Below are 22,884 nucleotides of genomic sequence, written 5' to 3'. Positions count from 1 at the left end.
TGCGCTTACCCTTGCTTTACGTCTTGCGGAAGGAAGACGATTTTCGGGGTATATCGTTTTCACAGATTGCTCCATTTTGTGTGACTCCTTGTCACATCCTTTAGTTATATCCATTTCAAAAAACTCTATTAAAAGTAGACGAAAAGTTACTAAAAGATGAAGTTTTATCTAATCTACAATCACATATTAATAAGTATGATGATTAAATACACACCGACAAATCATTTTTGTAAACGTTTCCACAAAAATGCTCATTTTCCACTTAATAACCATGATCACGATCAACTATTGCCCCTTACGAGGTAACAAAAATCTATCAAACGAGTATGTTTTATACATCAGGCGATATTTGTGCTGTTTTAACGCGCATGATTCGCTCACTAGAAAAGTATTTTGAGCCATAAGGCAAGGAGTAACTATGGCTGACATCAGCTTAAAACAGGTCATCAAACGCTATGGGGATGTGCAGACTATTCATGGTGTTGATCTAGAAATAGAGAACGGTGAGTTTGTTGTCTTCGTTGGGCCATCAGGCTGTGGCAAGTCAACACTTTTACGACTTGTTGCTGGACTAGAGGAGATCTCAGATGGAGAGATCCATATAGATAACCAACTGGTCAATGATGTAGATCCCGCCGAACGCGGTGTCGCTATGGTGTTTCAGTCCTACGCTCTCTACCCACATATGACAGTGGAAGAAAACATGGGCTTTGGCCTCAAAATGAACGGTCATCCAAAAGCGATGATCGAGAAACAGGTTCAAAGCGCAGCGAAAACTCTACAGCTAGATCATTTACTTAAGCGTAAGCCTAAAGAACTTTCTGGTGGTCAGCGTCAACGTGTTGCTATTGGTCGCGCCATTGTGCGTAACCCGAAAGTCTTCCTGTTTGATGAGCCACTATCGAATCTGGATGCCGAGCTACGTGTCGACATGCGCCTGCAAATTGCCAAGCTGCATCAAGATCTGCAAAACACTATGATCTACGTAACCCATGATCAGGTTGAAGCCATGACTCTGGCCGATAAGATCGTGGTATTGCGTGACGGACGTGTAGAACAGGTTGGCTCTCCACTTGAGCTCTACCATAATCCACAGAATGAGTTTGTTGCCGGATTTATTGGTTCTCCTAAGATGAACTTTATTCCAACCAAGGTAGAATCTTCTAGCGAGCAAGGTTTACAGCTGGTTAGTGAAGATGGTTCCGTGTTTACCTTGCCAGCAGTACAGCGCTCTTTGTCTGCCGGTGACAGCATTACGTTAGGCATTCGCCCGGAACATCTGGAAATTGATCTGTCTGGGGATGTTCACTTTAACTTCCAGAGTGAAGTGGTAGAAAGGCTTGGTAACAGTACCTATATGTTTGGTCAGGCTTGCGGTGTTGATGGCTTTAAGGTTCATCTTCCTGGCGATCAGGAAGTGAAAAAATTCCAGACAATGGACTTAAGCTGCAAACATTCAGATTGCCATCTTTTTGATCAACAAGGTCTGCGAGTGGAGTAACTGTGCTGATTTCAGTGGCTGAAGTTAGATCTCAGTCACTGAGTCATCAAATATTGTCGTATTGCATGTTCTATACTTGATTTAAAACTACGTGAAATCATTACTTTATATGCAAATACTGACGTCAGAAGCACGGACTCGCCACTGGCAACAAATCAAGCTGGCCTTTCATCAAGACAGGCTTCTCTATGCTTATGTGCTGTTTACCACCTTTGGTCTCTATTTGATGTCTCTGGTGTTTAGCTACTCCTCAAACATTGAGTACAGTGCTTTTACTTACCTTAGAACCCTGATTCGAATTTGCTATATCTCCTTCCTCGCGTGGAGCAGTGCCTACTACCTGTACTTGCTCTATCACCGCAGGCCACACCCTATACAGGCCTACGTAAAAACATTGATCACTTTCTTCAACCCATTATCAAAAGCGATAAGCTTTATCCTGTTGGTTTTGGCGCTAAACCTGACTTACTCCTGCTACTCATACCTCAAGTCAGTGATCCCTGATATCAATCCATTTCAATATGATCTGGTCTTCTATGAGTTAGATAAGTGGCTACACTTCAGTGTCTCTCCATGGGAGATCACCCATGGGATCTTCTCCTCGCCATTTGCGACCTATGTGATCAACTTTCTCTACCACTTATGGTTCTTACTTATGTGGGGGATGACGCTGTTTTTTATTGTCCGTCGCGACCTGACTCACCTGCGTAACCAGTATTTGATCGCTTATATGTCGAGTTGGCTACTGATTGGTGGTATTACTGCAACGCTGCTCTCTTCTGCTGGCCCTTGTTATATGCACCTGTTGAACCCTGAGCATACTCAATACTTGCCATTAATGGACTTGCTCGGCGAGCAAAGTCGAATCATGGTTCAGGCAGGATGGTTTCCCGTCTGGGCTCTGGATGTTCAGGATACGTTATGGCTTAACTACTTAGGTCGGGAAGGTGGCATCGGTGCCGGTATTTCAGCGATGCCGAGCATGCATGTCTCAGTGGCGATGCTAATGGCGCTAGCGAGCTATCAGTTCAATAAAAAGCTCGGCTATCTGATGTGGGCATATATGATTTTCATTCAAATAGGCTCAGTTCACCTCGCTTGGCACTACGCGATCGATGGCTACTTAAGCATTATCCTGACTCTGATAATCTGGAAACTTTGCGGCTGGATTTCGCGACGTTATGCTAGCGAACTGTCTCAGTAACCAGGTTTCGAATCCAGCAGTTCTTTTCTTCGTACTGGTTAGCTTTAGCAAACAATAAACGAATGTCAAAATCCGGGATGTCAATCGGACTATCTATCGCTTGTAGATCATGGGCGTACATCTCCATTTGAGCAAATCGCTTAGGGACAATACAAAGCAACTCTCGGCCAATTAACAACCTTCTGATGGTCAGGAAATTACGCGAAGCAACCCCGACCCTTCTGGTATAGCCAAGTTTATGGAGCGACTTGTCCACCTGTGTCTGCAAGCTACCATCCGGGCTAACTAGCGCGTGCTCTATCGCAACAAACTGCTCAATCGACATTGAGCTTTCAGCTTTGACAACACTAGGATCAAACAGGCACAAGTGTTGTTCGGTATAGAGAAGTTCCGACAAGAAACGACGGTTAAGGTTTTCGATACTGCCAATCACAATATCCAGCCCTTCACTCTCAGCAATATCGACATAATTACTGCGATTGACATTAAAGAAGCTGACCTGTGAATTAGGCGACTGGTGTTTAATGGCATCGTAGAGTGCAGGAGCAAACAGCTGCTCGGCGTAATCCGTCAGGCCAATTTTCCACACACCGTTATACCCTTGTGGAGTGAAGTGCTTTTTGACCAGTAGATCGTTTTTGATACTACCAAGCAGCTTATCAATCACTGGCGCAATCTCCTGAGCGTGTCGTGTTGGCTGCATACTGGCTCCGACTCTTTCAAACAGAGGGTCGTCAAACAGAGTTCTCATGCGTTGCAATGTGTGGCTCATAGCTGACTGACTAACAAAACACAGCTCTGCCGCAGCACTCACGCTATTGGTTTGAAACAGCGCCTGAAAGGCCACCAGAAGATTAAGATCGACACCTTTCCAATTAAACTCTTTCACCATACCATCCCATTTAATTCATAATGTCTATTAAGATTATCAATTTGAGTCATTTTAGTTCATTAAGTAGAGTATTGGCAGTATTTGTTAGACGAGTAACGGGACCATGTTGTCTATTCTTAAAACCTTCTTTTGGCTTGGCTGGATTAGCTTTGGTGGTCCAGCAGCCCATATTGGATATTTTCGCAATACCTTTGTTGAAAAGCTTAAGTGGCTTGATGACAGTGAGTACGCGCAAATTGTTGCTTTGAGCCAATTTTTACCAGGACCGGGGTCGAGTCAGGTAGGCTTTGCTCTCGGCTACAAACGAGCAGGACTTGGTGGCGCGTGTATGGCCTTTATCGGCTTTACTCTGCCTTCCGTACTGATCATGCTAGCTCTGGCTATTTTGAGCAGTCAGTTAACCGAAACAGACGCTTTCCAAAATATCGTTCATGGTTTGAAATTGCTCGCGGTCGTTGTAGTCGCTGATGCAACATGGGGCATGTATAAGAATTTTTGTAAGCAGAAACTCACTGTTAGTCTGTGCTTACTTACTGCTGTTGCACTATTGCTATTACCCGGAATTGCGACCCAAATGGGCGTGCTAATTTTAGCAGCGATTATCGGCAGTAAATACTTAGCGAATCCGACTCAGTCAGCAGCTGGTAGCTTTAAACCTTCACTGACACCGCTGGTGCTATTTATCGCGTTATTGGTCGGACTACCTTTTGTTAGTCAGGCTCTACCAGCCCTTGGGCTATTTAATGACTTCTTCCAGGCCGGTAGCTTAGTGTTCGGCGGTGGTCACGTTGTACTACCACTGTTACAAAACATCGTCGGTGATCAACTAAGCCAGGACGCTTTCCTGACCGGTTATGCTGCTGCGCAGGCTGTACCAGGGCCAATGTTTACCTTCGCAACTTACATTGGCTATCAGATGCTGCCTGCTGCGCCTGTAGCAGGGGCATTAATCGCCACGTTGGCAGTATTCCTACCCGGCTTTCTGCTGTTGCTTGGCGTACTTAAAAACTGGCAGTCTCTGGCACAGAACCCAAGCATTTCAGGTGCAGTAAGCGGCGTAAACGCTGCAGTAGTCGGTTTGCTGGTTGCTGCGCTTTACCAGCCGGTTTTTACCAGCGCAGTACTAACCCCATTGGATATCAGTCTGGTGTTAGTTGGCTTCTACCTGCTAAAACAGCACAAGTTACCAATTATCTGGCTAGTGAGCTTCTTTATCGTTACTGGTCTGGCTGCTGGTTATCTGGGTTAATCCAGTTTCGAGACAATAAAAAAGGAGAGCTTTGCTCTCCTTTTTCCTATTCATCCGATGCCTTCTCTTCTCTGACCATAGCTAACGCTCGCTCCAGGTTCTCGTTTGCCACTTTGTAGTAGGTCGGTCGTGAATCAATTGCCTGCTGTAGATATGGGATCGCTTTTTCCGGTTTACCTTGCAGAGTGAGGAAATAACCTACGTTGTTTAACGCTTCAGGCTTGGTCATATGTTGTGAAAAGACATTCAGTGCTCGATTTATCTCTCCTTTAGCGAGATAGATCAGCGCCAGGTTGTTGAGTGCTTTGCCATTTTCAGGATCCTTATCAAGGGCCTGCAAAATAAAACGCTGAGCTTTACGATAATCCCCCGCCATATAGAAAGAATAGCCGACGTTGGTCAATGTCTTGACTGAGTCAGGATCAATGCTTAGCGCCTGCTTGTAAAAGGCTTGCGCCAGTTCATGATCCTTGTTCAGATCCGCCACAACACCAAGCCCCATCAAGGCATATTCCGGCGAGTGCTTGTCAACCTGCAACTTAGCCACTGACTCGACGGTGGTCAGATCGTTGTTGCTCAGGGTTTTGTTATTATTAAATCGAATCTGATCGGCATTGACTGCGCGCATAAAGTAGCTGGTGCCCTGTTCAATATCACCATTGCGACTGTAAAGAATACCGAGTTGCTCCAATACTTTTATGTTGTTTGGGTTCTCCTCGATAGCGATAAGATAAGCCTTCTCCGCCAAAGCCAGATTGCCACGCGACTGGTGAATTCGCCCAATATTAAACAGCGAACGGTCCCGATATTGACCATTTTCAAATGCCAGCGAACGAATATATTCATACAGAGCTAAATCAGTATTGCCGACACTCAGCGCCGTATCACCACGAGTGATGGCTTCTTTCTCTGTTTTTGGAGGCTCTTCAGATGATAGCGAGTCAATAGGTTTACCATCATAAAGGGAAGTATCTAAGCTATCGTCTTTAGATGCACAAGCGGTAAGCAATAACGCCGATAGAGCCAATACTGTCAGTTGAATTCCTTTCATAGTCCGTCCTTATTTTCCCATGGTCGCAGTGAAGAGCAGCATTGACGGACCAATTGCGACGATAAAGAAGCAAGGCCAAATAAAGATCAACAGTGGAAAGATCATTTTTGTTGGGATCTTAGCCGCTACTTCTTCGATTTCTTGGTTACGTTTGTCTCGATAATCTTCAGTGTATTCACGCAGTGTTTGTGACAAGCTACCACCAATCTTTGAGGCATGGGCGAGCATGGTCACCAAACCTGCAATCTCTTTCAGGCCGGTACGTTGGATCAAATCATTAAACGCATCAGACATTTCAACACCCGCGTTGACTTTGACACAAACGGTATCCAGTTCGTCGGCAAATTCGGGATGTGAGATGGTCAACTCATCTGCCACTCGTCGTAATGCCGCATTAAAACCAAGGCCGGATTCTGTACACACCACCAGCAAATCCAAAGCATCAGGGATACCGCCACGAATTTTCGACTGTCTCTTATCAACCATGAATCCCAGCACAACGTTAGGACCATATAAACCCACAGCAACACTGACAACCATAGCAAGATTGCGCATCGACATATCAGGCGCAAAGAAAAAGAATCCAGCGGCCATAAGCAGACCAATCACAGTCGACATCCCTTTAAGCGCGTAGAACACGGTAAGGGCATTGGCATCTAAGTAACCAGCATGCATCAGCTTTTCACGGATACTTTCACTCTCTTTTGAGTTTGAGGGCTGCATTGCTGGCGCCAGCGACTCTAACGTATTTTCCAGACGTTTAGTCTTGTGCTTTTCTGTCCCATTAGCGCTTTTTAATTGCGACAGTTTCGCTTTTATTGGTGATTTGGAACCAACAAGTAACAGAGATAGAGTAAATATAATCAGAACCGTCGCCAGTAGGATCAAACCGAGAAATACAGTCTGCTCATCAAGGTTAAAAGAGGCGAAGAATGCAAGTATGGAGTCCATATCACACCTCGAAGTTAATGATTTTTCTGATCCACAGCGAGCCAAAGAACAGGCTGACAACACCGCCACTCACTAGCTTCATACCTCTCGGATCAGTATAGAGAGGCTCTACATAGCCAGGGTTGATAACGCTAAGAAAGATAAAAAGAACAAAGGGTGAAAGCACTAAGATCCATGCTGACAATCGGCTTTCCGCAGATAGCGTCTTGATTTTCCTTTGCAGTTTAAAGCGCGCGCGAAGCACTCTTGAAACCTTCTCTAAGTTTTCCGATAAGTTACCACCAGTCTCTTTCTGCAATAACACCGCGCTGGAAAAGGCCAGCATCGACACGGTCGGTGTACGCTCAGCCATCTGCATAATCGCCATCCGCATATCGTAACCATAATTGAGCAAGTTAAAGGTGTTTTTAAACTCAATTCCGATTGGGGCTGGCATTTCAACACCTACTTCATTGAAGGCTTGAGTTACTGGCTGACCCGCCTGCAGCATACGTCGCATAATATCCAGAGCTTCAGGTAACTGCTCTTCAAACGCGGCTAAACGGTCGGAGATTTTTTTCCCTAACCAAAAATAGAGACATACCCACACTGCCACGATTGCGGCAATGCCAACATAAATAGGCTGACCAATAAGTAAGGCGATAAAAAAACCACAAACAGAGGCAAATGAAGTAATCATTAGAGTCTGAGTTAAACTCCAGTCATAACCCGATAGCTCTATCATTTTCTTTAGTGATGATAACGCTTCAATTTTTACTAATCTTCGATCCCATGGTGTAAGGCTCTTGAGGTAATGCTCTTGTAGCAGTGACCTTGCCTCTTCATCTAATTTAGACTGGGACTCCTTTAATCGCTCTGATAGCTCTTTGTGTTTTGCTTTACTGCCCGCAGCTGGAAGAATCAGCGCCTGCGAAATAAACACCACAGCGAAGAAAAGTAAAACAAAAAAGAGTGTCGCATCCTGCTGCATAACGCCCCCTTTTTAGTGTGACTCGTTAAAGATTTCGAAAGGAAGATGGAGCCCTTTTTTCGACAACTGATCGTGACATTGAGGCACAACCCCTGTTGCAGTAAAGTGCCCTCTTACATTGCCCTCTTCATCCATGCCTTTTCGTTGAAATTTAAATATTTCAGACATAGTAATGATTTCCCCTTCCATGCCATTTATCTCGCAAATACTCACCATGCGACGTTTACCATCTTCCTGACGCTCCATCTGAACTACCAGATGAATCGCTGATGCAATTTGCGAGCGTAAGTTTTTTGCGGTCATGTTCCAGCCCGCCATTGCGAACATGTTTTCAACCCTAGATAGAGCATCACGAGGTGTGTTGGCGTGTATTGTCGCTAGTGACCCATCGTGACCCGTGTTCATCGCCGCAAGCATATCAACCGCTTCAGCCCCACGAACCTCACCAAGCACAATTCTGTCAGGGCGCATACGCAGCGAGTTTTTTACTAAGTCCCGCTGAGTTATTTCCCCCTTCCCTTCTAAGTTTGCCGGACGTGTTTCCAAGCGAACGACATGAGGTTGTTGCAATTGAAGCTCCGCCGAGTCTTCTATCGTCACGATTCGGTCATCAGAAGGAATAAAGTTTGAGAAGATATTCAGGGTAGTGGTTTTGCCTGAACCAGTACCGCCTGAAATCAGAACGTTCATCGCTCCGCGTACCGCCGCTTCAACAAACTTAGCCATTTCAGGAGAGAGGGAATTAAAGTTAAGTAGGTTATCCATATTCAACTTCTCAACCGCAAAGCGACGAATTGAAACAGAAGAACCATCAAGAGCTAACGGAGGAATAATGGCATTGACACGCGAACCATCAGCTAAACGCGCATCAACCATAGGTGAGGCTTCATCGATTCGACGGCCTACCTGGCTGACTACTCGATCTATGATGTTGCGCAGATGACGCTCATCAAGAAACGTATATGGGGTGAGCTCCAGCTTACCTCGTCGCTCAACGAAGACGTGTTTGGGGCCATTGACCAAGATATCTGAAACGGTGGCATCTTTGAGTAGCGGCTCAAGGGGGCCCAAACCGAACACCTCATCCTCAATCTGCTGAATAACTCGCTTACGGCCTTCTGCACTCAGAGCATGAGTTTGGTCATCAGCCATCAGTTGGATAATTGCATCATGCAGCTCTGTTTTAGCCCGCTCTTTTTCTAAACTGGCGAGTAGGCCGAGATCGAGTGTCTCAAGCAGCATCTGGTGATAATAGTGCTTAACAGATAGCTCTAATTCGAGTTGTTTCTTTTCTTCTTCTACCGCGTGGTCTCTGGCCTCAGCTTCACGACGTTTTCGTTCCTGAAAAGAATCAGGCGATGCCTGGACCTCTGCTTCTGGTGCCTCATTGGTATTAATTGCCACGGGTTGTGCAGAAGCAGCCTCTTGGATTTGCCTGTCTTCCGCCTCAACCACTTTTTTCTGTAGTTCCGGGTTTATGTTTTTCCTTTTAAAGAACATTTTGGCCCCTTGTTATTATCAAATTTGTTAGGAGAACATTTTCTTAAACCAACCTTTTTCACTCTCCTGCTCCGGAACTAAAGAGTGTGCTAATTTCGTAACTGACTTAGAGATTGCGCTACTTTTCTTGGACTGAATAAAAGGTCTGCCTAAGTTGGCACTTTCAATTGCCACCTTGAATTCATTTGGAATGGTGTGAATTTTCATTCCACCAATTGTTTCCTGAATATCCTTTAACTTAATCGACTGTCGCTTCTCGTAGCGGTTGACGACAATCTCCATCTGCTCTCTAGAAACACCGAACTCAAAGGTAAGTACTTTAATAATCTGAGTGGTGTTTTTGATCGCCACTAAATTCTGTTGCGTCACTAAAAACAGCTTGGTTGCAGGCGAAATAACAGAACCGAACATACGATCCAGCCCACGGGACAGGTCAATAACAATGTAGGGATAACGCTCACGCAGAATGGGGATTAACTTGTTGAGCTGACTGGCTTTCTCGAAGTTTTCGTGACTATTTTCGCGCTTAAAGCCAATGGTATGTAAGCCTGATTCATGCTTCGTTACCAAGCCTCCCAGAGAGACTTCATCGAGATCGGAAATATTGGCTATTGCATCCGTCAGACCATAGGTACAGGTAACATTGAGGTAGTCTTCAATCACACCAAACTGAATATCCAGATCAACAAAAAGAACCTCATCTGGCTTTTGCTTGGCGATGGTTATCGCTGTATTGAGTGCCAGCATTGATGCACCAGCACCACCCTTGGTATTCATAAAAACCAACAATTCACCAAGGTTTCTACTGGCGACTTTTTCTTCAGCGACATTTCTAAGCATCGGAATGAGCTCACTTAATGTCGCCTTGTCAGAAATGAAATCCGCCGCTCCAATACGTAAGGCTATTTTTAGTGCCCCGTTGTCGTTTTCATTACCAAACACGATCAAGGATGCTTCATGTCCTGAGTCAGAATGGTCTGGGTTCTCATACTGTTGAAGCTCAACGATTTTCTGTGCCCAATTAGGCCCAGTCTCCACGAAAATTAGATCGGGTGGAGAAAAATGAGCGAGGTTTCCAACCACTAGCCCGTGAAATGAGATCATTTCAAAGCTAACGCTATGACACTTAGACAGTTCATGACTGATATGAAGGTGAAATGCATCAGATAAATAAAATACCCAAACAGTTAAGTTTGTTTTTAATCTTATCGGCTGGTCTTCATTGGTCGTCAGCTTCACTGCTTCTCCCATATATCTCTCCTAGCAATCCGTGCTATTTTGTGCATTAGTTGGGGTCTCTCTGTGGTGACCTAAATTCTCTCTTGGCCTCGTAGTCTCAAACTCCGGGACGGTAATCCCACCCGCTAAATTGATAAAGCTAAGCAAACCAGTAAATTGGTATTCAAAATCAACAACTTTTGCCCTTACATATTCTATTGTAGGAAAGATTGCATCATCTGTCAGAGTTCCCTGAATGACATCTCCTGAAGCGTCGAGATATTCAATTGTTAGGTTATTGGCGGTAAACCCATCTGGTGCTCCGTTTGCTATAGCCAGCGCCGGGATATCCCCCTGATCTTCCACCTTGCACACCACAGCCAGTCTCGCAGCGACACGGGTCATATCATTGATCATCTGCAATGAGTAGACATAGCGCCCAACTTCTATTACCGCAAATATGACCAGTAATAGTGTCGTCGAGACAAGAGTAAACTCGATAATCGACAATCCTTGCTGGTTTCTCATGGCGCTGTCCTCATCATGGCAGACGCGTTCAGCGGTACAGCAAAATTAATTGTCGAGCTGAACTCAGTGATAACGGGAACGTACGTATGATTAATCGTAACTGTCACGTAGCCGTTTTCATGCACGATGGAGACGTCTGAAGTGTCAATACCACTCATCAGAGCCGTTGCCCCTTCTCCAGCAGTAGTTTTGCCATACACCACCATATTTTTTATTTCATCAACATCTGCGATCTGATCATAGCTGGAGGTCCCTGTTACCCCTGCCGTCGCATAACGAATACCACTCTGTGCCATCTTGTTGATATTGGTATACTGGACAAAAGCATTACCAAACTCAGCAATTGACATTAGAATCAACATTAACACTGGTACTGCAATCAGCATCTCAACGGCAGCTAACCCTTTTACGCGCTTGACGCTTTTACAACAGCCCATCATGACTCCTCCCCGCCAGGATCTTTATACAGCACTATGGTATAAGGACCGTCGCTGCTTGAGTCTTGTCCGGGGTTACCTCCAGAGGCGGTACAATCTGAAATAAACTCACCAAATACAGCCTCCTTGCCACTATTGGATGTCGGAGCTTGTTGCAACATAAAGAAACACCCTAGCGCGGTAACGGTGAACGTGCTGGTGCCGCCACTAGCACCACTACAGTCAACAATCGGGACTACCAGAATGCGTCTGTCATGTTGACCGCCAGAATCCATTCTGCAGTCGGGATCACCAGAACAATCTGGTAGCTCCGCTTCGTATTCCTCATAACCAAAGGGCTGACCACCAGCACTGGCATCGTTATATTTGATATCTCCATTGTTATCTAAGGTCGCCTTTTGATTAGGTTCCCTAACGTAGATATCTGACGGATAATCAGTAGCACTAAGGCCACCACCGCTATAATTGCCGAATCGAGTATTAAGCCCCTGACCAACAGGACCCACCGTACTACCAGGTTTAGTGAGTACCGTATCACCGACACCTACACTGCCTTCATACCCACCAGCCAGAGCCTGTCTGACGGTATCTGCACCTGAACCAAAGTCGAGTAACTGATAATTACCCGATCCCATATCACTTTGGTTTTGGTCTGCGATTTTCAGCGCATAAAGCTCTCCAGCATCGTAGCCTGTCGACCCACCAGTCCCGGAATCCCCTTCACACACCGCCATAGGTACTACGTTAACAACATCAATCCCCGGACTTGGTCCGGCAACTGCACTCGAAACCAACTGCTTATCAACCCCAAATAAATAAGCGAAAAAGTTATCAAGTGAATAGGCGCTTACAGTGACGCGTACATAGGTATCTAAATCCGCATCGTAACCACTGGTTTGTGGGAAAATAGTAGGGTCATTCGAGTACTGAACGGTGACCGTCGAACTGGAAAAATCCATCTCAGAATTGCCTGTTGCACTCGCTAAATTGGTCAAGGTAGTGTTTGCTGCGGTAGTCGCTTCAGCGTTAGTCCCTTCACTATCCATAACAATTGCCGCAGCTAAAGCAGCTGCATCAACACTGTTTTGCAGCCTGGCTTTATTGAGTACCGCATGACTGACATCAATCGCTAACGCAGCGACGCCCACCAAAGCAAGCATCGCTACCGTCACCATGACTAATACCAAACCTTTCTGTCGCCGATAGCTCACTATCTGCTTTGTTGGCAATCTCATTGCGTCCATCCTTAGGGTTTAATTACCGAACCCCTCCAAGACCTGACTATCAGTGCCTTCCAGATCAGTACTCTGTTTACCAGTGTAGACTTGATAGGCACCTTCCATTCGTTCACCACTACCAGAAGGAATGACCCCCAAGTTTTCTTGGGTTGCATTTTGATTGTAGGTTTGTTCAGCTTTTACCATCGCCACATGGTTTCCCAGACGCTTGGCGTTTTTCGCACAGCCGAGCATAAGTAAAGAAACACAAAGGACAGTGATCATAGTTATTACGTTTTTCATATTGATCCCCTATAGACTGTGCCCAAATGTGCCTTCGGTGCCGCCCGTACTTCGGTCGACATATTCTGGCTCAGCAACTGGCTTAGCTTGTGACGCCTGACTAGCTGGCGCTAGGTACGACCCACGTCCTAATAAGTAGTATTCAAAGTCATTCGGCTCAACAAATGAGTCTGTTGGTAATGTCACTTTATTGCGATCGATAGGCTGGGCAAGTCTTGGGGTCACTAAGATAACCAGCTCGGTTTCACCCGATACATACTCCTGACTATTGAACATCTGGCCTAAAATCGGGATATCACTAAAACCAGGCATTTCATTCGCCACATCACGGACGTTTTCACTTAATAGGCCTGCAATACCAATGGTTTGCCCATCAGCTAGTTCGAGAGTAGAAGAAGCACTACGACGAGTGATTGGCGGGATAATATAGGTGCTATTTGTGCTGCCTGGAGAGAGAGTCAATGAAGAGCTATTCGCTATCTCACTGACATCAACCGCTAAATTGAGGTTTATTTTTTTATCACTTAGTACGGTAGGGATAAATTTCAAACCAACACCATATTCTTTGTACTCTATCGTGATGCCATCTTCATCCGGCACTGGAATTGGAAATTCACCACCAGCCAGAAATTCCGCCTTAGAACCACTTAAGGCCGTCAGGTTAGGTTCTGCTAACACTTTCGCAGTACCATTCTGCCGAGCAACATCAAGAGCAAACGTAAACAGAGTATTTCCGTCAATAAACGAGCCTAAAATCCCGTAATCACCGGTTGAAGGCGCTTCAAAAATAGGCGTCGCACCAGGAACAGTTGCCCCTGTAGATGTTCCCCCCCATTTAAACTTGGAACCGCTTGATTGGAAGAAAGCAAAGTTGGCATCAAACTTACGTACTAAACTACGCTGAACTTCTGCTACGGTGACTTCCAGCATCACCTGCTGAGCTCCACCAATTGTCATCAGATTAATCACGCCGGTTTTCTCAGCCTGTTTGCTGAGAGACTTGTTTTCTTTGTCGGCCTGACGACCTGCGGAATAGGTCTCTGCAACTCGTAATGCAATGTTCATCGCGGCCTGATTACTTATTTGCCCACTCAAGATTAATCGGTTCTGAGCACTATGAACTTCAATGGATTCATTAGGTAAAAACTCAAATAGCTTGGCTTTTAAGCTATTTAAATCGTGGGTAACTTCAATATTGATCGACTCTATAAGCTGCCCACGACTATCCCATGCCATCAGATTGGTCGAGCCAAGCTTCTTACCGATCAGAAAGAGCTCATCCGATTTAAGCATCACAATATCCAGTACATCTGGATCACCCAAGGATACGCGTTTTGCCTTGCCGGCCAGAGTCACGTGAGTCGATTTATGATGTGGAACCTTAACCACTTTTCCGGATTGTGACGCTGCGTAGGTCACGCCACTGCTAAGCAGTAAGATAAAAACTAATGTTATTATTTTATTCATAGCTCACCTCAGTCCCTGACACGGATATTGCTGGATTCTGTGCCCTTGATAATCGTGACACTTGGGGCAACATATCTTTTGACGACTTTTTCCTCTTCATGAGGGTTACGTAAAGCGAGTTGAATATCGCCACGACTTTGTGCTGACAGCAATTTTTCTGCCTGTCTTGGCGAAACTTCTAATGTCACCGCCCTTACAATGATTGGCTTGTTTTCTTTGGTTCGCGCAGTTTGGTCTACCGCGAGCACTTTGATCTCTTTTAGCACAGTGACGGTGTTGGCTGAATTCTTGCCATACTTAATGGTATTAAGCACATCGACCTTATTGCCTGGTAATAAGAAACCCGCCACACCAATAACATCGTTAACTCGTATAGTTACTGCACGTTTGTTTTCGGGAATCAGGGAAGCTAAGGTTGAACCTTCGCCCTGATTAGCTAAACGGCTTATATGGAGGATCTCTCCGGGATAAACGTTACTGGCGACGACTTGCCCGATAAGATCCTCAGATGCAGTAAACTGTGATTCTGAGCGCCAGGCTTTTTCTAACAGCTTATTGGTAATATGCTGCTCCTCTATCACAGTCCCTGCAGGGATTTCCTGAGCGGCAATCACTACGGGCTCACGCTCTACGACCTCGACTTCTGTCTGAGGTTGAAGCTGGTTATCCATCCATTGCTTGGCAAAAAATACTGCGCCTAACCCAAACGCAATGGAAAGTAAGAAAAGTAATATGACTTGATTTCGGCTCATCGAGCGCCTCCTCCTTTGCCATCAGCTGTAAAGTACACTTCCCACGCACGGCTCACGATTTCAGAGGAGATAACGGGTTCAACTTCTTCAAATACAATGATATCTCGGCTGATCCCAACAATGTCTTTCGGCAAGCAAGGATAAAAGCCCACGTCATGCTGACGATGTAAGTCAAATAAAGTTTCGAAACACCCTTCAGTAAGGGAGAGATTTTTAGATTTAGAAATGATGCCCCATAGTTCGCGATACTCCTGCTCCAACAAGGGACCAAACTGAATTTTGTAGCCTAAACGGCGTAAGAAAGCAGGGTCACTGATCTTTTCCGGATCCAAATTCGTAGAGAAAGCCAGAGTGAGGATAAAAGGTATTGAGATTTGTTGCCCATTTGGCAAATTGAGGTAATCGTAGAAATACTCCATCGGTACAATCCAGCGATTCAACAATGTGTCTACCGGCATAGGTTGTCGACCTAAATCGTCGATAATAAAAATACCGTTATTGGCCATCATTTGCAGCGGTGCCATCCACACCTTATTGTGCTCACTGTGGTTTACCTCAAGCATGTCCATAGTGAGTTCACCACCAACCTGAATACTCGGCCGTTCACACAGGCTCCAGCGCCGGTCAAACTGCTCTTTAAACGTGATGGATTGAATATCAGAACTGGTGACACGCTTATGATGCTGAGGAGAAAACACCTTAATGATATTACCTGCAGCAAATACAGCGTATGGGATATAAACCGAAGTATTAAGGGAGTTTAAGATTTTTGTCGCAACAAAGGTTTTACCTGAACCGGCACTCCCATATAACAGCAGTGCACGACCTGAGTTAATTGCAGGTCCCAGGACCCCAACCATTCGATGTGCGCCAAGCACGTCTGAAAGGGCATACTCAACATCGGCCCGATTTACCATCTGCGCTCTAACATCCTGAGCCTTAACCATTTCACTGTACTGATTCAACGATACGGGGACCGGACCTAAATAAGCGTCTTTGACAAAGGCAATGTCTGCCTCTTGCAAGCCAGATTCAGACAAACCATAACGGACATGCCCGGTTGACTGAGTGGAAAATGTTGATGACGCGGCTTGAAATACCTCGACCAAAGACTTAGAACGTAAACCAGCAATTACGTCTTCAATCATATGGCTGTTAATACACAGTAACTTGGTCAGTTGAAGGATGTCGGACTTAGGGTAGGCAGCGATGTGTTTAATGACCAGATTTTCAACCACAGCCTTGGGGATACCCAATTCATCAAAACTGGTTGGCACGGGAGGCTGAGGCGCCTGTGGGGTAAGCTCCGTTCTGTGTTGAACCTGAGATACTGCCTGAACCATAAACACTCCTTGTGATTAATTCAGAAACTTGTAGCTAGTTTAGAAAATAAGAATAGAGCGCTACTCCAACGACTACGACAGGTGCAAAAGGCATTTGATATTTTCCACTAACGCCTTTCGGACCGGTAATTGCCTTACTGCCTGATGCCCCATACATGGCGTACAAAGAATACTTACTGATTAGAGATTTAAACTGGTTGGGTGATTCTGCAAGTCGCAACAAGGCATAGAAACCTCCGATAACGACACTGGAAATTGCGATCCAATAAACTGCGCCCAATATATGTTCACTACCGAGCCAAAATCCGATCACACCTAAAAGTTTTACATCTCCGGGAGCCATCACTTTTAAGAAGTAAAGGCATAGCGCTGCAATAAAACAAGTAATACCACTAACAAATGACCACAGTAAAAAATTGTAGTCCTGAATGACGAAGGCCTTATTAATAAAACTAATTAAAATCACTAATAATAGAAGATAATTAGGTATTCGATGCTCCTTCGCATCGGAGACGGCTATTGCAAATAGTACTATCCAAACAACCATGTCCATTTAACCGCTCCTTGAAACACACTCCCTACTCACTAAATATAGATGCAAATTGCGCACTTAACAGGTCTCCGAACACAATAAAAATGCCCGCAAAACCGACAACTAACAATCCTGCACCTACTACATATTCAACAACTGTGAGTCCCTCCTCTTCCTTCAAAAAATCTAGTAGTTTCATGCAAAAGTCCTTTTTACAAAGCACAATAGCCCATAACACTAGTTATGGGCGGTTCTAAAGCGAGGTGTAAAAAGAGTAATTATGGCGTAGTACTACCGTCTGGTGCATTACCTAATACAGTGCTAAGTTGTGCTTCTAATTGGCTACTGAATGTACCAAAAATACCTGCTAGGCCGGCAACTAATAAACCTGCACCTACTACGTATTCCACTACAGTCAGACCTTCTTCGTCTTTCATAAACGCAGAAATATTTTTAATAAGCTTGCTCATGAGTTGTCTCCTTCCAAAGTTCATTAAGCTGTTCGCTTATTGATAATTTAGAATTATTTTAGCTATAACAGTTAGGATTTTTTTGTCTATCTTTGGTACTTTCTTGCCATTACCAATTTAATTAAATTCATACTAACATTTAATTTGGAATAAAATACGATAATTAGAATATTTATTCCAAAATACAATAGTGCATACTTTTTTATTAATTTAATAAGCTTATAAGCCTAGAGAACATATTAATGTAACATCTCAAAAATAAAGCAACCCATTCTCATTTTTGATACTTGACAGAAAGCAGATCATTGAATTTCAGTGATATTGATCACATTATTTTTCACATTAATCATTCATTGAGTCAATAAGCGACTTGGTTTATATGAATTAAGCGTCTAAGCTATTGGTAATAGTTCGTGTGATTAAAACTAAAACAAAATAAGGACTTTACACAGTGGATGTGTTGCACAAAGGTTACTGGCTCGGGCAATCAGTTACTTACGTCGTTAAGGACATTGTCCGAGATATAGAAAGGTATTTTCATATTCTTGACTACGGGTATGATGTATCTGTGTTGAGTGAACCCGAAATACACTTCTGTTTTTTCTACTACGACCCTTCATATCATTCACTGTTCCTCACCGCCGCCAAACTCTGCCAGAACTTAGATAAACATCTGATTGTTGTGTACGACAAGGAACTTCCAGAAGAGATCTCCAGCCTTGACGTGGTCTACTCTACCTTCAACCTCAATCACGACGACTCACGTTCATGGAGTGACGAACTTAACAAACAGGTCTACTATCAGTTCTCTAAACATCAAGAAATCCTTGATATCCATAAGCTGGTTGAGAACCAGCAGCATAAGCACATCAATAAAGATTTGGTTGAAATGCTAAGGTATATAGAGAAGAACCTTTCGCGAACAATCAGAGAAGAAGACGTCGCTGAATACTGTCACTATTCTGTGACCTACTTTTCAAAGTTTTTTCATAAAACGATTGGCGTTAGCTTTCGTGACTACCTGACGCTAAAAAGAATTAGTTTGGCCAAGCAGTTGCTTGTTAATGATCGCAAGGAAAAGATCTCATTCATCGCCTTTCAATGCGGCTATAACGATGTCTCCTACTTTTCTCGCATTTTCAAAAAGAAGACCGGAATCAGCCCAGCCGCCTTCCGTCAACTTCACTAACCGCACGTTGGTCACAAGAAAGGCCTAAAGTTATCACTAGACCTTTTCTCCGATTTGTTTAACATGCTAGAGTTAACAATCTATTAACAATAAAAATAACCATAATTTTGCCAATAACACGGAGTTAGAGAATGATTCAGCCTAACGAGTTAAGCAAACCAACCTGTGCTCTCCCACCACCAAATGAAATGATCCTCAAATGGGCCGAGGAACGCCCTGATGAGATCTATCTAAAACAAATTATCAATCGACAGTTTGTTGAGTTCAGCTATGCGGATGTTGCCGATCAAGCATTAAAGCTAGTTACTGCACTTAACAATCTTGGTATCAAACCACGTGATAAAGTCGCGCTTGTTTCAAAGAACTGTGCTGAGTGGTTTATCTGTGACTTAGCGATGACTCTAGGAGACTTTGTTAGCGTACCTATTTTCCCAACCGCGGGAGCAGACACCATTGAGTACTGCCTGACTCACAGTGAGAGTAAGGTACTTATCGGTGGTAAGCTGGATGATGCTGCAGCGACCCAGCAAGTGATTGACGCTATGCCGGACCTGATCGCTATCGCCCTCCCGTATGACTCAGCACCTAATTGTCAGCATCAGTTTAAAGAGCTGATTGCAGCGTCAGAGCCTAGCCAACACCGCCCTGAGCATTATGACGATAAGTTGATGTCACTTGTTTATACTTCAGGTACCTCTGGTGTCCCTAAAGGTGCGATGCTGACTTACGGCGCGTTTAGTTGGTCAGTTCAACAACTGATCAACCACATTGGCATTCAAGAGAATGACCGCCTGTTCTCATACTTACCACTGGCGCATATTACTGAACGAGTTTATATCTTCGGTTCTTCGATTATGGGGGGCGTTCAGACTGCTTTCCCTGAATCGCTCGATACCTTTATTGAAGATGTCAAAATGCAGAGACCGACACTCTTTATCTCTGTGCCTCGTCTATGGACTCTGTTCCAACAACGCATTCAAGATAAGTTACCGCAGAAGAAATTAAACATCTTACTCAAGATCCCATTTGTGAACTCGTTAATTAAGAAGAAGCTTGCCGACGGTCTAGGTCTTGATCAAGCGCGCGTATTGGGCTGTGGCTCGGCTCCAGTCTCGCCAGCTCTCCTTGAGTGGTACCACAGCGTCGGCCTGAATATTACCGAAGCATGGGGGATGACAGAGTCATTCGCTTACAGCACTCTTAACTACCCTTTCCGTGCAGATAAGATTGGTAGTGTAGGTAATGCAGGTCCGGGGATTGAACTTAAAGTAGCAGAAGACGAAGAGATCATGGTTCGTGGTAAAGGTCTGTTCTCTGGTTACTACAAGAACGACATCGCAACTCAGGAATCATTCGACGCTGATGGCTGGCTACATACTGGTGATATTGGTTCTATCGATAGCGAAGGTTACCTGACTATTCAGGGTCGTAAGAAAGATACCTTTAAAACAGCCAAAGGTAAGTTCGTGGCACCGGTGCCAATCGAGAAGAAACTGTTCGAATACAGCCGCGTAGAAATGATGTGTCTGATCGGTTTAGGCCTGCCAGCACCAATTCTGCTAGTCGTTCCACATGACTTCCCTAACTTTGATCGTGCACGCTACGAGCGTACGACTCGCAAAGTGATTGAACGAATGAACTCTGAGCTAGAGTCTCACGAACAAATCAAAGGCGTGTTGATGATTAAAGACCCGTGGAGCATTGAAAACGGAATCTTAACGCCAACACTGAAAATTAAGCGTCATGTCTTAGAGCAGAAATACCACGAAGTTGGACACAACTGGCCTAAGGGAGAACTTGTAGTCTGGGAAGAGTAGTTCTGACACATAAATAAAAGGAGAGCCCTCGCTCTCCTTTTGCTTTTCTGAACAAAGAGATTATGATGCCCGTTCGCCGCAAGAAAACATAGGGATTGGATATGGATGCCAGGCTGCATCATTTACCGGGATTACGTTACTTTGAAGTCGCTGCAAGACTAAACAGTTATAGCCGAGCGGCTGAAGAACTATTTATCAGTCAAGCAGCTGTCAGCCAGAAAATACGTCAGCTTGAAGATGGCTTAGGCTGTAAACTTTTTGTCCGTGACGGTAGAGAAATGCGTCTGACAGAACAAGGGAAGATCTTGTTCAAGCACGTATCACAAGGCTTTGAAAACATCATCAGTGGCCTTAACCAAATCCAGAGTGAACCAGTGGAAGGCTTACTTTGCGTCAGCTCAACGCCTTCATTCGCTTCTCGTTGGCTGTTGCCCCGCCTATGGAAGTTTTCGACCCAATACCCCAACATCCCTATTCGAATTATTACTAGCTGCGATGCTCCCAAACTTAAACAGGGCGACGCAGACCTGGCAATCTGGCAAGGAGAAGACCTAGACGTTTCGGAGCAAGATAAGCTGCATAAAGAGTTTCTCTTTGAAGAAACTATCTATCCATTTTGCTCACCAAACCTGGCTAAAAGCATCAACCTTTCGACACCAGAACAGTTACTGAGTTGCTGGCTGATTCACTATGAATCTGGAGGCTACCCCTGGCAAACCTGGTTTGCGCAAGCCGGAGTTGAGATGAACAAAGAATCGGTTCGTTGGATGGATGTCAGTACCTTCGATCACGCAATGAATGCTGTGATGGCAGGCCACGGGGCTTGCTTAGCATCAGACTCTTTAGCTAACGATTATGTGGAGAGAGGGTTACTCATCAAACCATTTGAGATTGGCATGACACCAGGTATTCAATTCAATCTTTTCTATGATGATGAGTCCCCCCGAAGAAAACGAATTGCTGCCTTCGCTAATTGGTTACATAGCGAGATTGCTGAGTAACTTAGCAAGGTTACTTATCCCAATAGTGACGTACGCTTTCTCTGTAAGCCTCTTCCCTAGTCACTCCGATGTCTCTCAGTGCGTGATCTGAGAGCTCTAACAAATCTCGGCGTGTTGTGTAGTTACGTTTCCACACTTTAACTTTAGTTAAGAATTTCTTTAGTAAAGAGCGGAAGACGGATTGTTTGCTAAACTCGTTAATGTACGTATTTTCCATGTTAACCACCTCATTTGCATTTGTTAGCTAAATAATTAACCATAGAGGCATTCACCTCAAACGATACAAATTGACACTCAGTTAAGGAGAACTTAAGTGAAGGACCGCTTACCTCCACTGCAGGGGCTTTACTATTTCTATACTGCGGCTAAGTTTGGCAGCTTTAAACGAGCCGCTGACGAGCTGTTTGTCTCTGCAGCCGCTATCAGTCAACAAATCCGCCAGCTAGAAGAATCGTTAGGCGCTGATCTATTTATTCGTCAGCATCGAAAAGTGGTGTTAACCATGGAAGGCGAAGTGCTTTTTGAGCAAGCGATGCGGGGATTTGAACACTTACAGCAAGGTGTCAGACAGATAAACCAAGATCCCAATCCAAACCAGCTATCTATCTCTACTCTGCCTTCCTTCGCTCAGCATTGGTTGGTGCCTAAGATTGGCGATTTTCGCAATCAACACCCCGACCTTGAGTTGATGATCGAGCCCACCAGCCAATTAGCAGACTTTCAGAATTCTAGCCTCGATCTATGCATTCGCTACGGACCGGGAAATTACCCTAACCTGAATGCAGAGCTATTGTTCGAAGAATTGCTTTACCCTGTCTGCCACCCTATCTATCAAGAGCAGCACGGCATCTATGATTTAAGCGACCTTACCGGCGCAGACTTAATCGAAGATTACTGGCGAGATTTAGATTGGGGCATCTGGCTTAACAACGCTGGTCACAGCACCTCTAAACCAACCCTAAAATACAATGGCTCGCACTTTGTATTGGAAGGTGCACTGTCAGTTCAAGGGGTAGCACTGGCAAAGCATACGCTAGCTAAACGTTATATCGATGAGGGCAAACTAGTCAGAATCGGCAATTTAGCGCAAACCACTGACTACAATTACTATTTGTGCGCTCCACGCGCTTATTTCAAACGCGACAAAATTAAACGCTTTAGTGAATGGATTTTCGAGCAAGCCAAGCAGCATCAGGATTTCGATGAGTTGGGGCTGGAGATTATTGATAGTGGTAGCCCGAGGTGAGAAGCGAGAAGCGAGAAGCGAGAAGCGAGAAGCGAGAAGCGAGAAG

24 protein-coding genes are annotated in these 22,884 nt (G+C 44.7%); 7 read left to right on the top strand and 17 right to left on the bottom strand.

The features are described 5' to 3' along the window. Nucleotides 1–418: 418 nt before the first annotated feature. Both RH46_RS02570 and RH46_RS02565 read left to right on the top strand, forming a co-directional pair. A complete protein-coding gene (locus tag RH46_RS02570) occupies nucleotides 419–1,501 on the top strand; it encodes an ABC transporter ATP-binding protein (RefSeq protein ID WP_006877842.1) in 1,083 nt (360 codons plus the stop codon). Nucleotides 1,502–1,610: 109 nt separating this feature from the next. Further along, nucleotides 1,611–2,705 (top strand): phosphatase PAP2 family protein, encoded by a 1,095-nt coding sequence (locus tag RH46_RS02565; RefSeq protein ID WP_006877841.1) that lies wholly within the window; start codon nucleotides 1,611–1,613, stop codon nucleotides 2,703–2,705. Here the strand turns inward: RH46_RS02565 and RH46_RS02560 are convergent. Next, nucleotides 2,686–3,594 carry a LysR family transcriptional regulator gene (locus RH46_RS02560; RefSeq protein ID WP_083810762.1) on the bottom strand — a complete coding sequence of 303 codons (909 nt, stop codon included), beginning with the start codon at nucleotides 3,592–3,594 and terminating at the stop codon, nucleotides 2,686–2,688. The genes RH46_RS02565 and RH46_RS02560 overlap by 20 nt on opposite strands. A 106-nt stretch (nucleotides 3,595–3,700) precedes the next feature. Between RH46_RS02560 and chrA the strand changes: the two genes are divergently transcribed. After that, on the top strand, nucleotides 3,701–4,846 hold the full coding sequence (chrA, locus tag RH46_RS02555; protein ID WP_006877839.1) for a chromate efflux transporter: 1,146 nt from the start codon (nucleotides 3,701–3,703) through the stop codon (nucleotides 4,844–4,846). Nucleotides 4,847–4,892: 46 nt separating this feature from the next. Here chrA and RH46_RS02550 read toward each other — a convergent pair whose 3' ends face one another. The 15 genes from RH46_RS02550 to RH46_RS02485 form a co-directional block, all read right to left on the bottom strand. Then, nucleotides 4,893–5,897 carry a tetratricopeptide repeat protein gene (locus RH46_RS02550; protein ID WP_006877838.1) on the bottom strand — a complete coding sequence of 335 codons (1,005 nt, stop codon included), beginning with the start codon at nucleotides 5,895–5,897 and terminating at the stop codon, nucleotides 4,893–4,895. A 9-nt stretch (nucleotides 5,898–5,906) separates the two neighbouring features. Further along, nucleotides 5,907–6,848 (bottom strand): type II secretion system F family protein, encoded by a 942-nt coding sequence (locus RH46_RS02545; protein WP_006877837.1) that lies wholly within the window; start codon nucleotides 6,846–6,848, stop codon nucleotides 5,907–5,909. Nucleotide 6,849: 1 nt separating this feature from the next. Next, nucleotides 6,850–7,818: a type II secretion system F family protein gene (locus RH46_RS02540; RefSeq protein WP_006877836.1), complete on the bottom strand. Its 969-nt coding sequence runs from the start codon at nucleotides 7,816–7,818 to the stop codon at nucleotides 6,850–6,852. Nucleotides 7,819–7,830: 12 nt separating this feature from the next. After that, nucleotides 7,831–9,318, bottom strand: coding sequence for a TadA family conjugal transfer-associated ATPase (locus RH46_RS02535; RefSeq protein WP_006877835.1), 1,488 nt, complete (start codon nucleotides 9,316–9,318; stop codon nucleotides 7,831–7,833). 27 nt (nucleotides 9,319–9,345) lie between these two features. Continuing rightward, on the bottom strand, nucleotides 9,346–10,569 hold the full coding sequence (locus RH46_RS02530; protein ID WP_006877834.1) for a nucleotide-binding protein: 1,224 nt from the start codon (nucleotides 10,567–10,569) through the stop codon (nucleotides 9,346–9,348). 9 nt (nucleotides 10,570–10,578) lie between these two features. Further along, a complete protein-coding gene (locus RH46_RS02525) occupies nucleotides 10,579–11,064 on the bottom strand; it encodes a TadE/TadG family type IV pilus assembly protein (RefSeq protein ID WP_006877833.1) in 486 nt (161 codons plus the stop codon). Then, complete coding sequence (locus RH46_RS02520; RefSeq protein ID WP_040894930.1) at nucleotides 11,061–11,504, bottom strand: TadE/TadG family type IV pilus assembly protein; 444 nt, start codon at nucleotides 11,502–11,504, stop codon at nucleotides 11,061–11,063. Before RH46_RS02520 ends, RH46_RS02525 begins: the two co-directional genes overlap by 4 nt. Continuing rightward, nucleotides 11,501–12,736, bottom strand: a complete 1,236-nt coding sequence (locus RH46_RS02515; RefSeq protein WP_006877831.1) for a pilus assembly protein TadG-related protein — start codon at nucleotides 12,734–12,736, stop codon at nucleotides 11,501–11,503. Before RH46_RS02515 ends, RH46_RS02520 begins: the two co-directional genes overlap by 4 nt. An 18-nt stretch (nucleotides 12,737–12,754) precedes the next feature. Then, the gene (locus RH46_RS02510) at nucleotides 12,755–13,021 is read right to left on the bottom strand and encodes a hypothetical protein (protein ID WP_006877830.1); all 267 of its coding nucleotides are present in this window, start codon (nucleotides 13,019–13,021) and stop codon (nucleotides 12,755–12,757) included. 9 nt (nucleotides 13,022–13,030) lie between these two features. Further along, on the bottom strand, nucleotides 13,031–14,488 hold the full coding sequence (locus tag RH46_RS02505; RefSeq protein WP_006877829.1) for a type II and III secretion system protein family protein: 1,458 nt from the start codon (nucleotides 14,486–14,488) through the stop codon (nucleotides 13,031–13,033). Nucleotides 14,489–14,496: 8 nt separating this feature from the next. Continuing rightward, complete coding sequence (gene cpaB / locus RH46_RS02500; RefSeq protein ID WP_006877828.1) at nucleotides 14,497–15,240, bottom strand: Flp pilus assembly protein CpaB; 744 nt, start codon at nucleotides 15,238–15,240, stop codon at nucleotides 14,497–14,499. Beyond that, on the bottom strand, nucleotides 15,237–16,583 hold the full coding sequence (locus RH46_RS02495; RefSeq protein WP_006877827.1) for a DUF8689 domain-containing protein: 1,347 nt from the start codon (nucleotides 16,581–16,583) through the stop codon (nucleotides 15,237–15,239). The genes cpaB and RH46_RS02495 overlap by 4 nt, the downstream gene beginning before the upstream one ends. A gap of 34 nt (nucleotides 16,584–16,617) precedes the next feature. Next, the gene (locus tag RH46_RS02490; RefSeq protein ID WP_006877826.1) at nucleotides 16,618–17,136 is read right to left on the bottom strand and encodes an A24 family peptidase; all 519 of its coding nucleotides are present in this window, start codon (nucleotides 17,134–17,136) and stop codon (nucleotides 16,618–16,620) included. Between the two features lie 25 nt (nucleotides 17,137–17,161). Beyond that, nucleotides 17,162–17,314 carry a Flp family type IVb pilin gene (locus RH46_RS22300; protein WP_006877825.1) on the bottom strand — a complete coding sequence of 51 codons (153 nt, stop codon included), beginning with the start codon at nucleotides 17,312–17,314 and terminating at the stop codon, nucleotides 17,162–17,164. Nucleotides 17,315–17,393: 79 nt separating this feature from the next. Next, nucleotides 17,394–17,585 (bottom strand): Flp family type IVb pilin, encoded by a 192-nt coding sequence (locus RH46_RS02485; RefSeq protein ID WP_006877824.1) that lies wholly within the window; start codon nucleotides 17,583–17,585, stop codon nucleotides 17,394–17,396. Nucleotides 17,586–18,036: 451 nt separating this feature from the next. Here RH46_RS02485 and RH46_RS02480 point away from each other — a divergent pair, with 451 nt between their 5' ends. The 3 genes from RH46_RS02480 (at nucleotide 18,037) to RH46_RS02470 (ending at nucleotide 21,592) form a co-directional block, all read left to right on the top strand. Next, entirely contained in the window at nucleotides 18,037–18,774 is a 738-nt protein-coding gene (locus tag RH46_RS02480; RefSeq protein WP_006877823.1) for a helix-turn-helix domain-containing protein, read from the top strand. A 131-nt stretch (nucleotides 18,775–18,905) separates the two neighbouring features. Beyond that, the gene (locus RH46_RS02475; protein WP_006877822.1) at nucleotides 18,906–20,591 is read left to right on the top strand and encodes an AMP-binding protein; all 1,686 of its coding nucleotides are present in this window, start codon (nucleotides 18,906–18,908) and stop codon (nucleotides 20,589–20,591) included. 101 nt (nucleotides 20,592–20,692) lie between these two features. Next, nucleotides 20,693–21,592 carry a LysR substrate-binding domain-containing protein gene (locus RH46_RS02470; protein ID WP_006877821.1) on the top strand — a complete coding sequence of 300 codons (900 nt, stop codon included), beginning with the start codon at nucleotides 20,693–20,695 and terminating at the stop codon, nucleotides 21,590–21,592. Nucleotides 21,593–21,602: 10 nt separating this feature from the next. On the opposite strand, the gene RH46_RS02465 is transcribed toward RH46_RS02470, so the two are convergent. Next, nucleotides 21,603–21,809, bottom strand: coding sequence for a DUF1127 domain-containing protein (locus RH46_RS02465; protein ID WP_006877820.1), 207 nt, complete (start codon nucleotides 21,807–21,809; stop codon nucleotides 21,603–21,605). A gap of 96 nt (nucleotides 21,810–21,905) precedes the next feature. On the opposite strand from RH46_RS02465, the gene RH46_RS02460 reads away from it, so the two are divergent. Beyond that, nucleotides 21,906–22,838, top strand: coding sequence for a LysR substrate-binding domain-containing protein (locus RH46_RS02460; RefSeq protein ID WP_006877819.1), 933 nt, complete (start codon nucleotides 21,906–21,908; stop codon nucleotides 22,836–22,838). Nucleotides 22,839–22,884 lie beyond the last annotated feature (46 nt).

This window comes from Vibrio brasiliensis LMG 20546, from assembly GCF_000189255.1.
GTDB classification, from domain to species: domain Bacteria; phylum Pseudomonadota; class Gammaproteobacteria; order Enterobacterales; family Vibrionaceae; genus Vibrio; species Vibrio brasiliensis.
Note: the sequence above shows the minus strand (reverse complement) of the source record. Positions and strands in the feature narration are given on the sequence as shown.

What these genes read in the sequence shown, in the direction of transcription:
- RH46_RS02570 (WP_006877842.1), top strand. Translation starts at nt 419, where the DNA reads ATGGCTGACATCAGCTTAAAACAGGTCATCAAACGCTATGGGGATGTG.
- RH46_RS02565 (WP_006877841.1), top strand. Translation starts at nt 1,611, where the DNA reads ATGCAAATACTGACGTCAGAAGCACGGACTCGCCACTGGCAACAAATC.
- chrA (WP_006877839.1), top strand. Translation starts at nt 3,701, where the DNA reads ATGTTGTCTATTCTTAAAACCTTCTTTTGGCTTGGCTGGATTAGCTTT.
- RH46_RS02550 (WP_006877838.1), bottom strand. Translation starts at nt 5,897, where the DNA reads ATGAAAGGAATTCAACTGACAGTATTGGCTCTATCGGCGTTATTGCTT.
- RH46_RS02545 (WP_006877837.1), bottom strand. Translation starts at nt 6,848, where the DNA reads ATGGACTCCATACTTGCATTCTTCGCCTCTTTTAACCTTGATGAGCAG.
- RH46_RS02540 (WP_006877836.1), bottom strand. Translation starts at nt 7,818, where the DNA reads ATGCAGCAGGATGCGACACTCTTTTTTGTTTTACTTTTCTTCGCTGTG.
- RH46_RS02535 (WP_006877835.1), bottom strand. Translation starts at nt 9,318, where the DNA reads ATGTTCTTTAAAAGGAAAAACATAAACCCGGAACTACAGAAAAAAGTG.
- RH46_RS02530 (WP_006877834.1), bottom strand. Translation starts at nt 10,569, where the DNA reads ATGGGAGAAGCAGTGAAGCTGACGACCAATGAAGACCAGCCGATAAGA.
- RH46_RS02525 (WP_006877833.1), bottom strand. Translation starts at nt 11,064, where the DNA reads ATGAGAAACCAGCAAGGATTGTCGATTATCGAGTTTACTCTTGTCTCG.
- RH46_RS02520 (WP_040894930.1), bottom strand. Translation starts at nt 11,504, where the DNA reads ATGATGGGCTGTTGTAAAAGCGTCAAGCGCGTAAAAGGGTTAGCTGCC.
- RH46_RS02515 (WP_006877831.1), bottom strand. Translation starts at nt 12,736, where the DNA reads ATGAGATTGCCAACAAAGCAGATAGTGAGCTATCGGCGACAGAAAGGT.
- RH46_RS02510 (WP_006877830.1), bottom strand. Translation starts at nt 13,021, where the DNA reads ATGAAAAACGTAATAACTATGATCACTGTCCTTTGTGTTTCTTTACTT.
- RH46_RS02505 (WP_006877829.1), bottom strand. Translation starts at nt 14,488, where the DNA reads ATGAATAAAATAATAACATTAGTTTTTATCTTACTGCTTAGCAGTGGC.
- cpaB (WP_006877828.1), bottom strand. Translation starts at nt 15,240, where the DNA reads ATGAGCCGAAATCAAGTCATATTACTTTTCTTACTTTCCATTGCGTTT.
- RH46_RS02495 (WP_006877827.1), bottom strand. Translation starts at nt 16,583, where the DNA reads ATGGTTCAGGCAGTATCTCAGGTTCAACACAGAACGGAGCTTACCCCA.
- RH46_RS02490 (WP_006877826.1), bottom strand. Translation starts at nt 17,136, where the DNA reads ATGGACATGGTTGTTTGGATAGTACTATTTGCAATAGCCGTCTCCGAT.
- RH46_RS22300 (WP_006877825.1), bottom strand. Translation starts at nt 17,314, where the DNA reads ATGAAACTACTAGATTTTTTGAAGGAAGAGGAGGGACTCACAGTTGTT.
- RH46_RS02485 (WP_006877824.1), bottom strand. Translation starts at nt 17,585, where the DNA reads ATGAGCAAGCTTATTAAAAATATTTCTGCGTTTATGAAAGACGAAGAA.
- RH46_RS02475 (WP_006877822.1), top strand. Translation starts at nt 18,906, where the DNA reads ATGATTCAGCCTAACGAGTTAAGCAAACCAACCTGTGCTCTCCCACCA.
- RH46_RS02470 (WP_006877821.1), top strand. Translation starts at nt 20,693, where the DNA reads ATGGATGCCAGGCTGCATCATTTACCGGGATTACGTTACTTTGAAGTC.
- RH46_RS02465 (WP_006877820.1), bottom strand. Translation starts at nt 21,809, where the DNA reads ATGGAAAATACGTACATTAACGAGTTTAGCAAACAATCCGTCTTCCGC.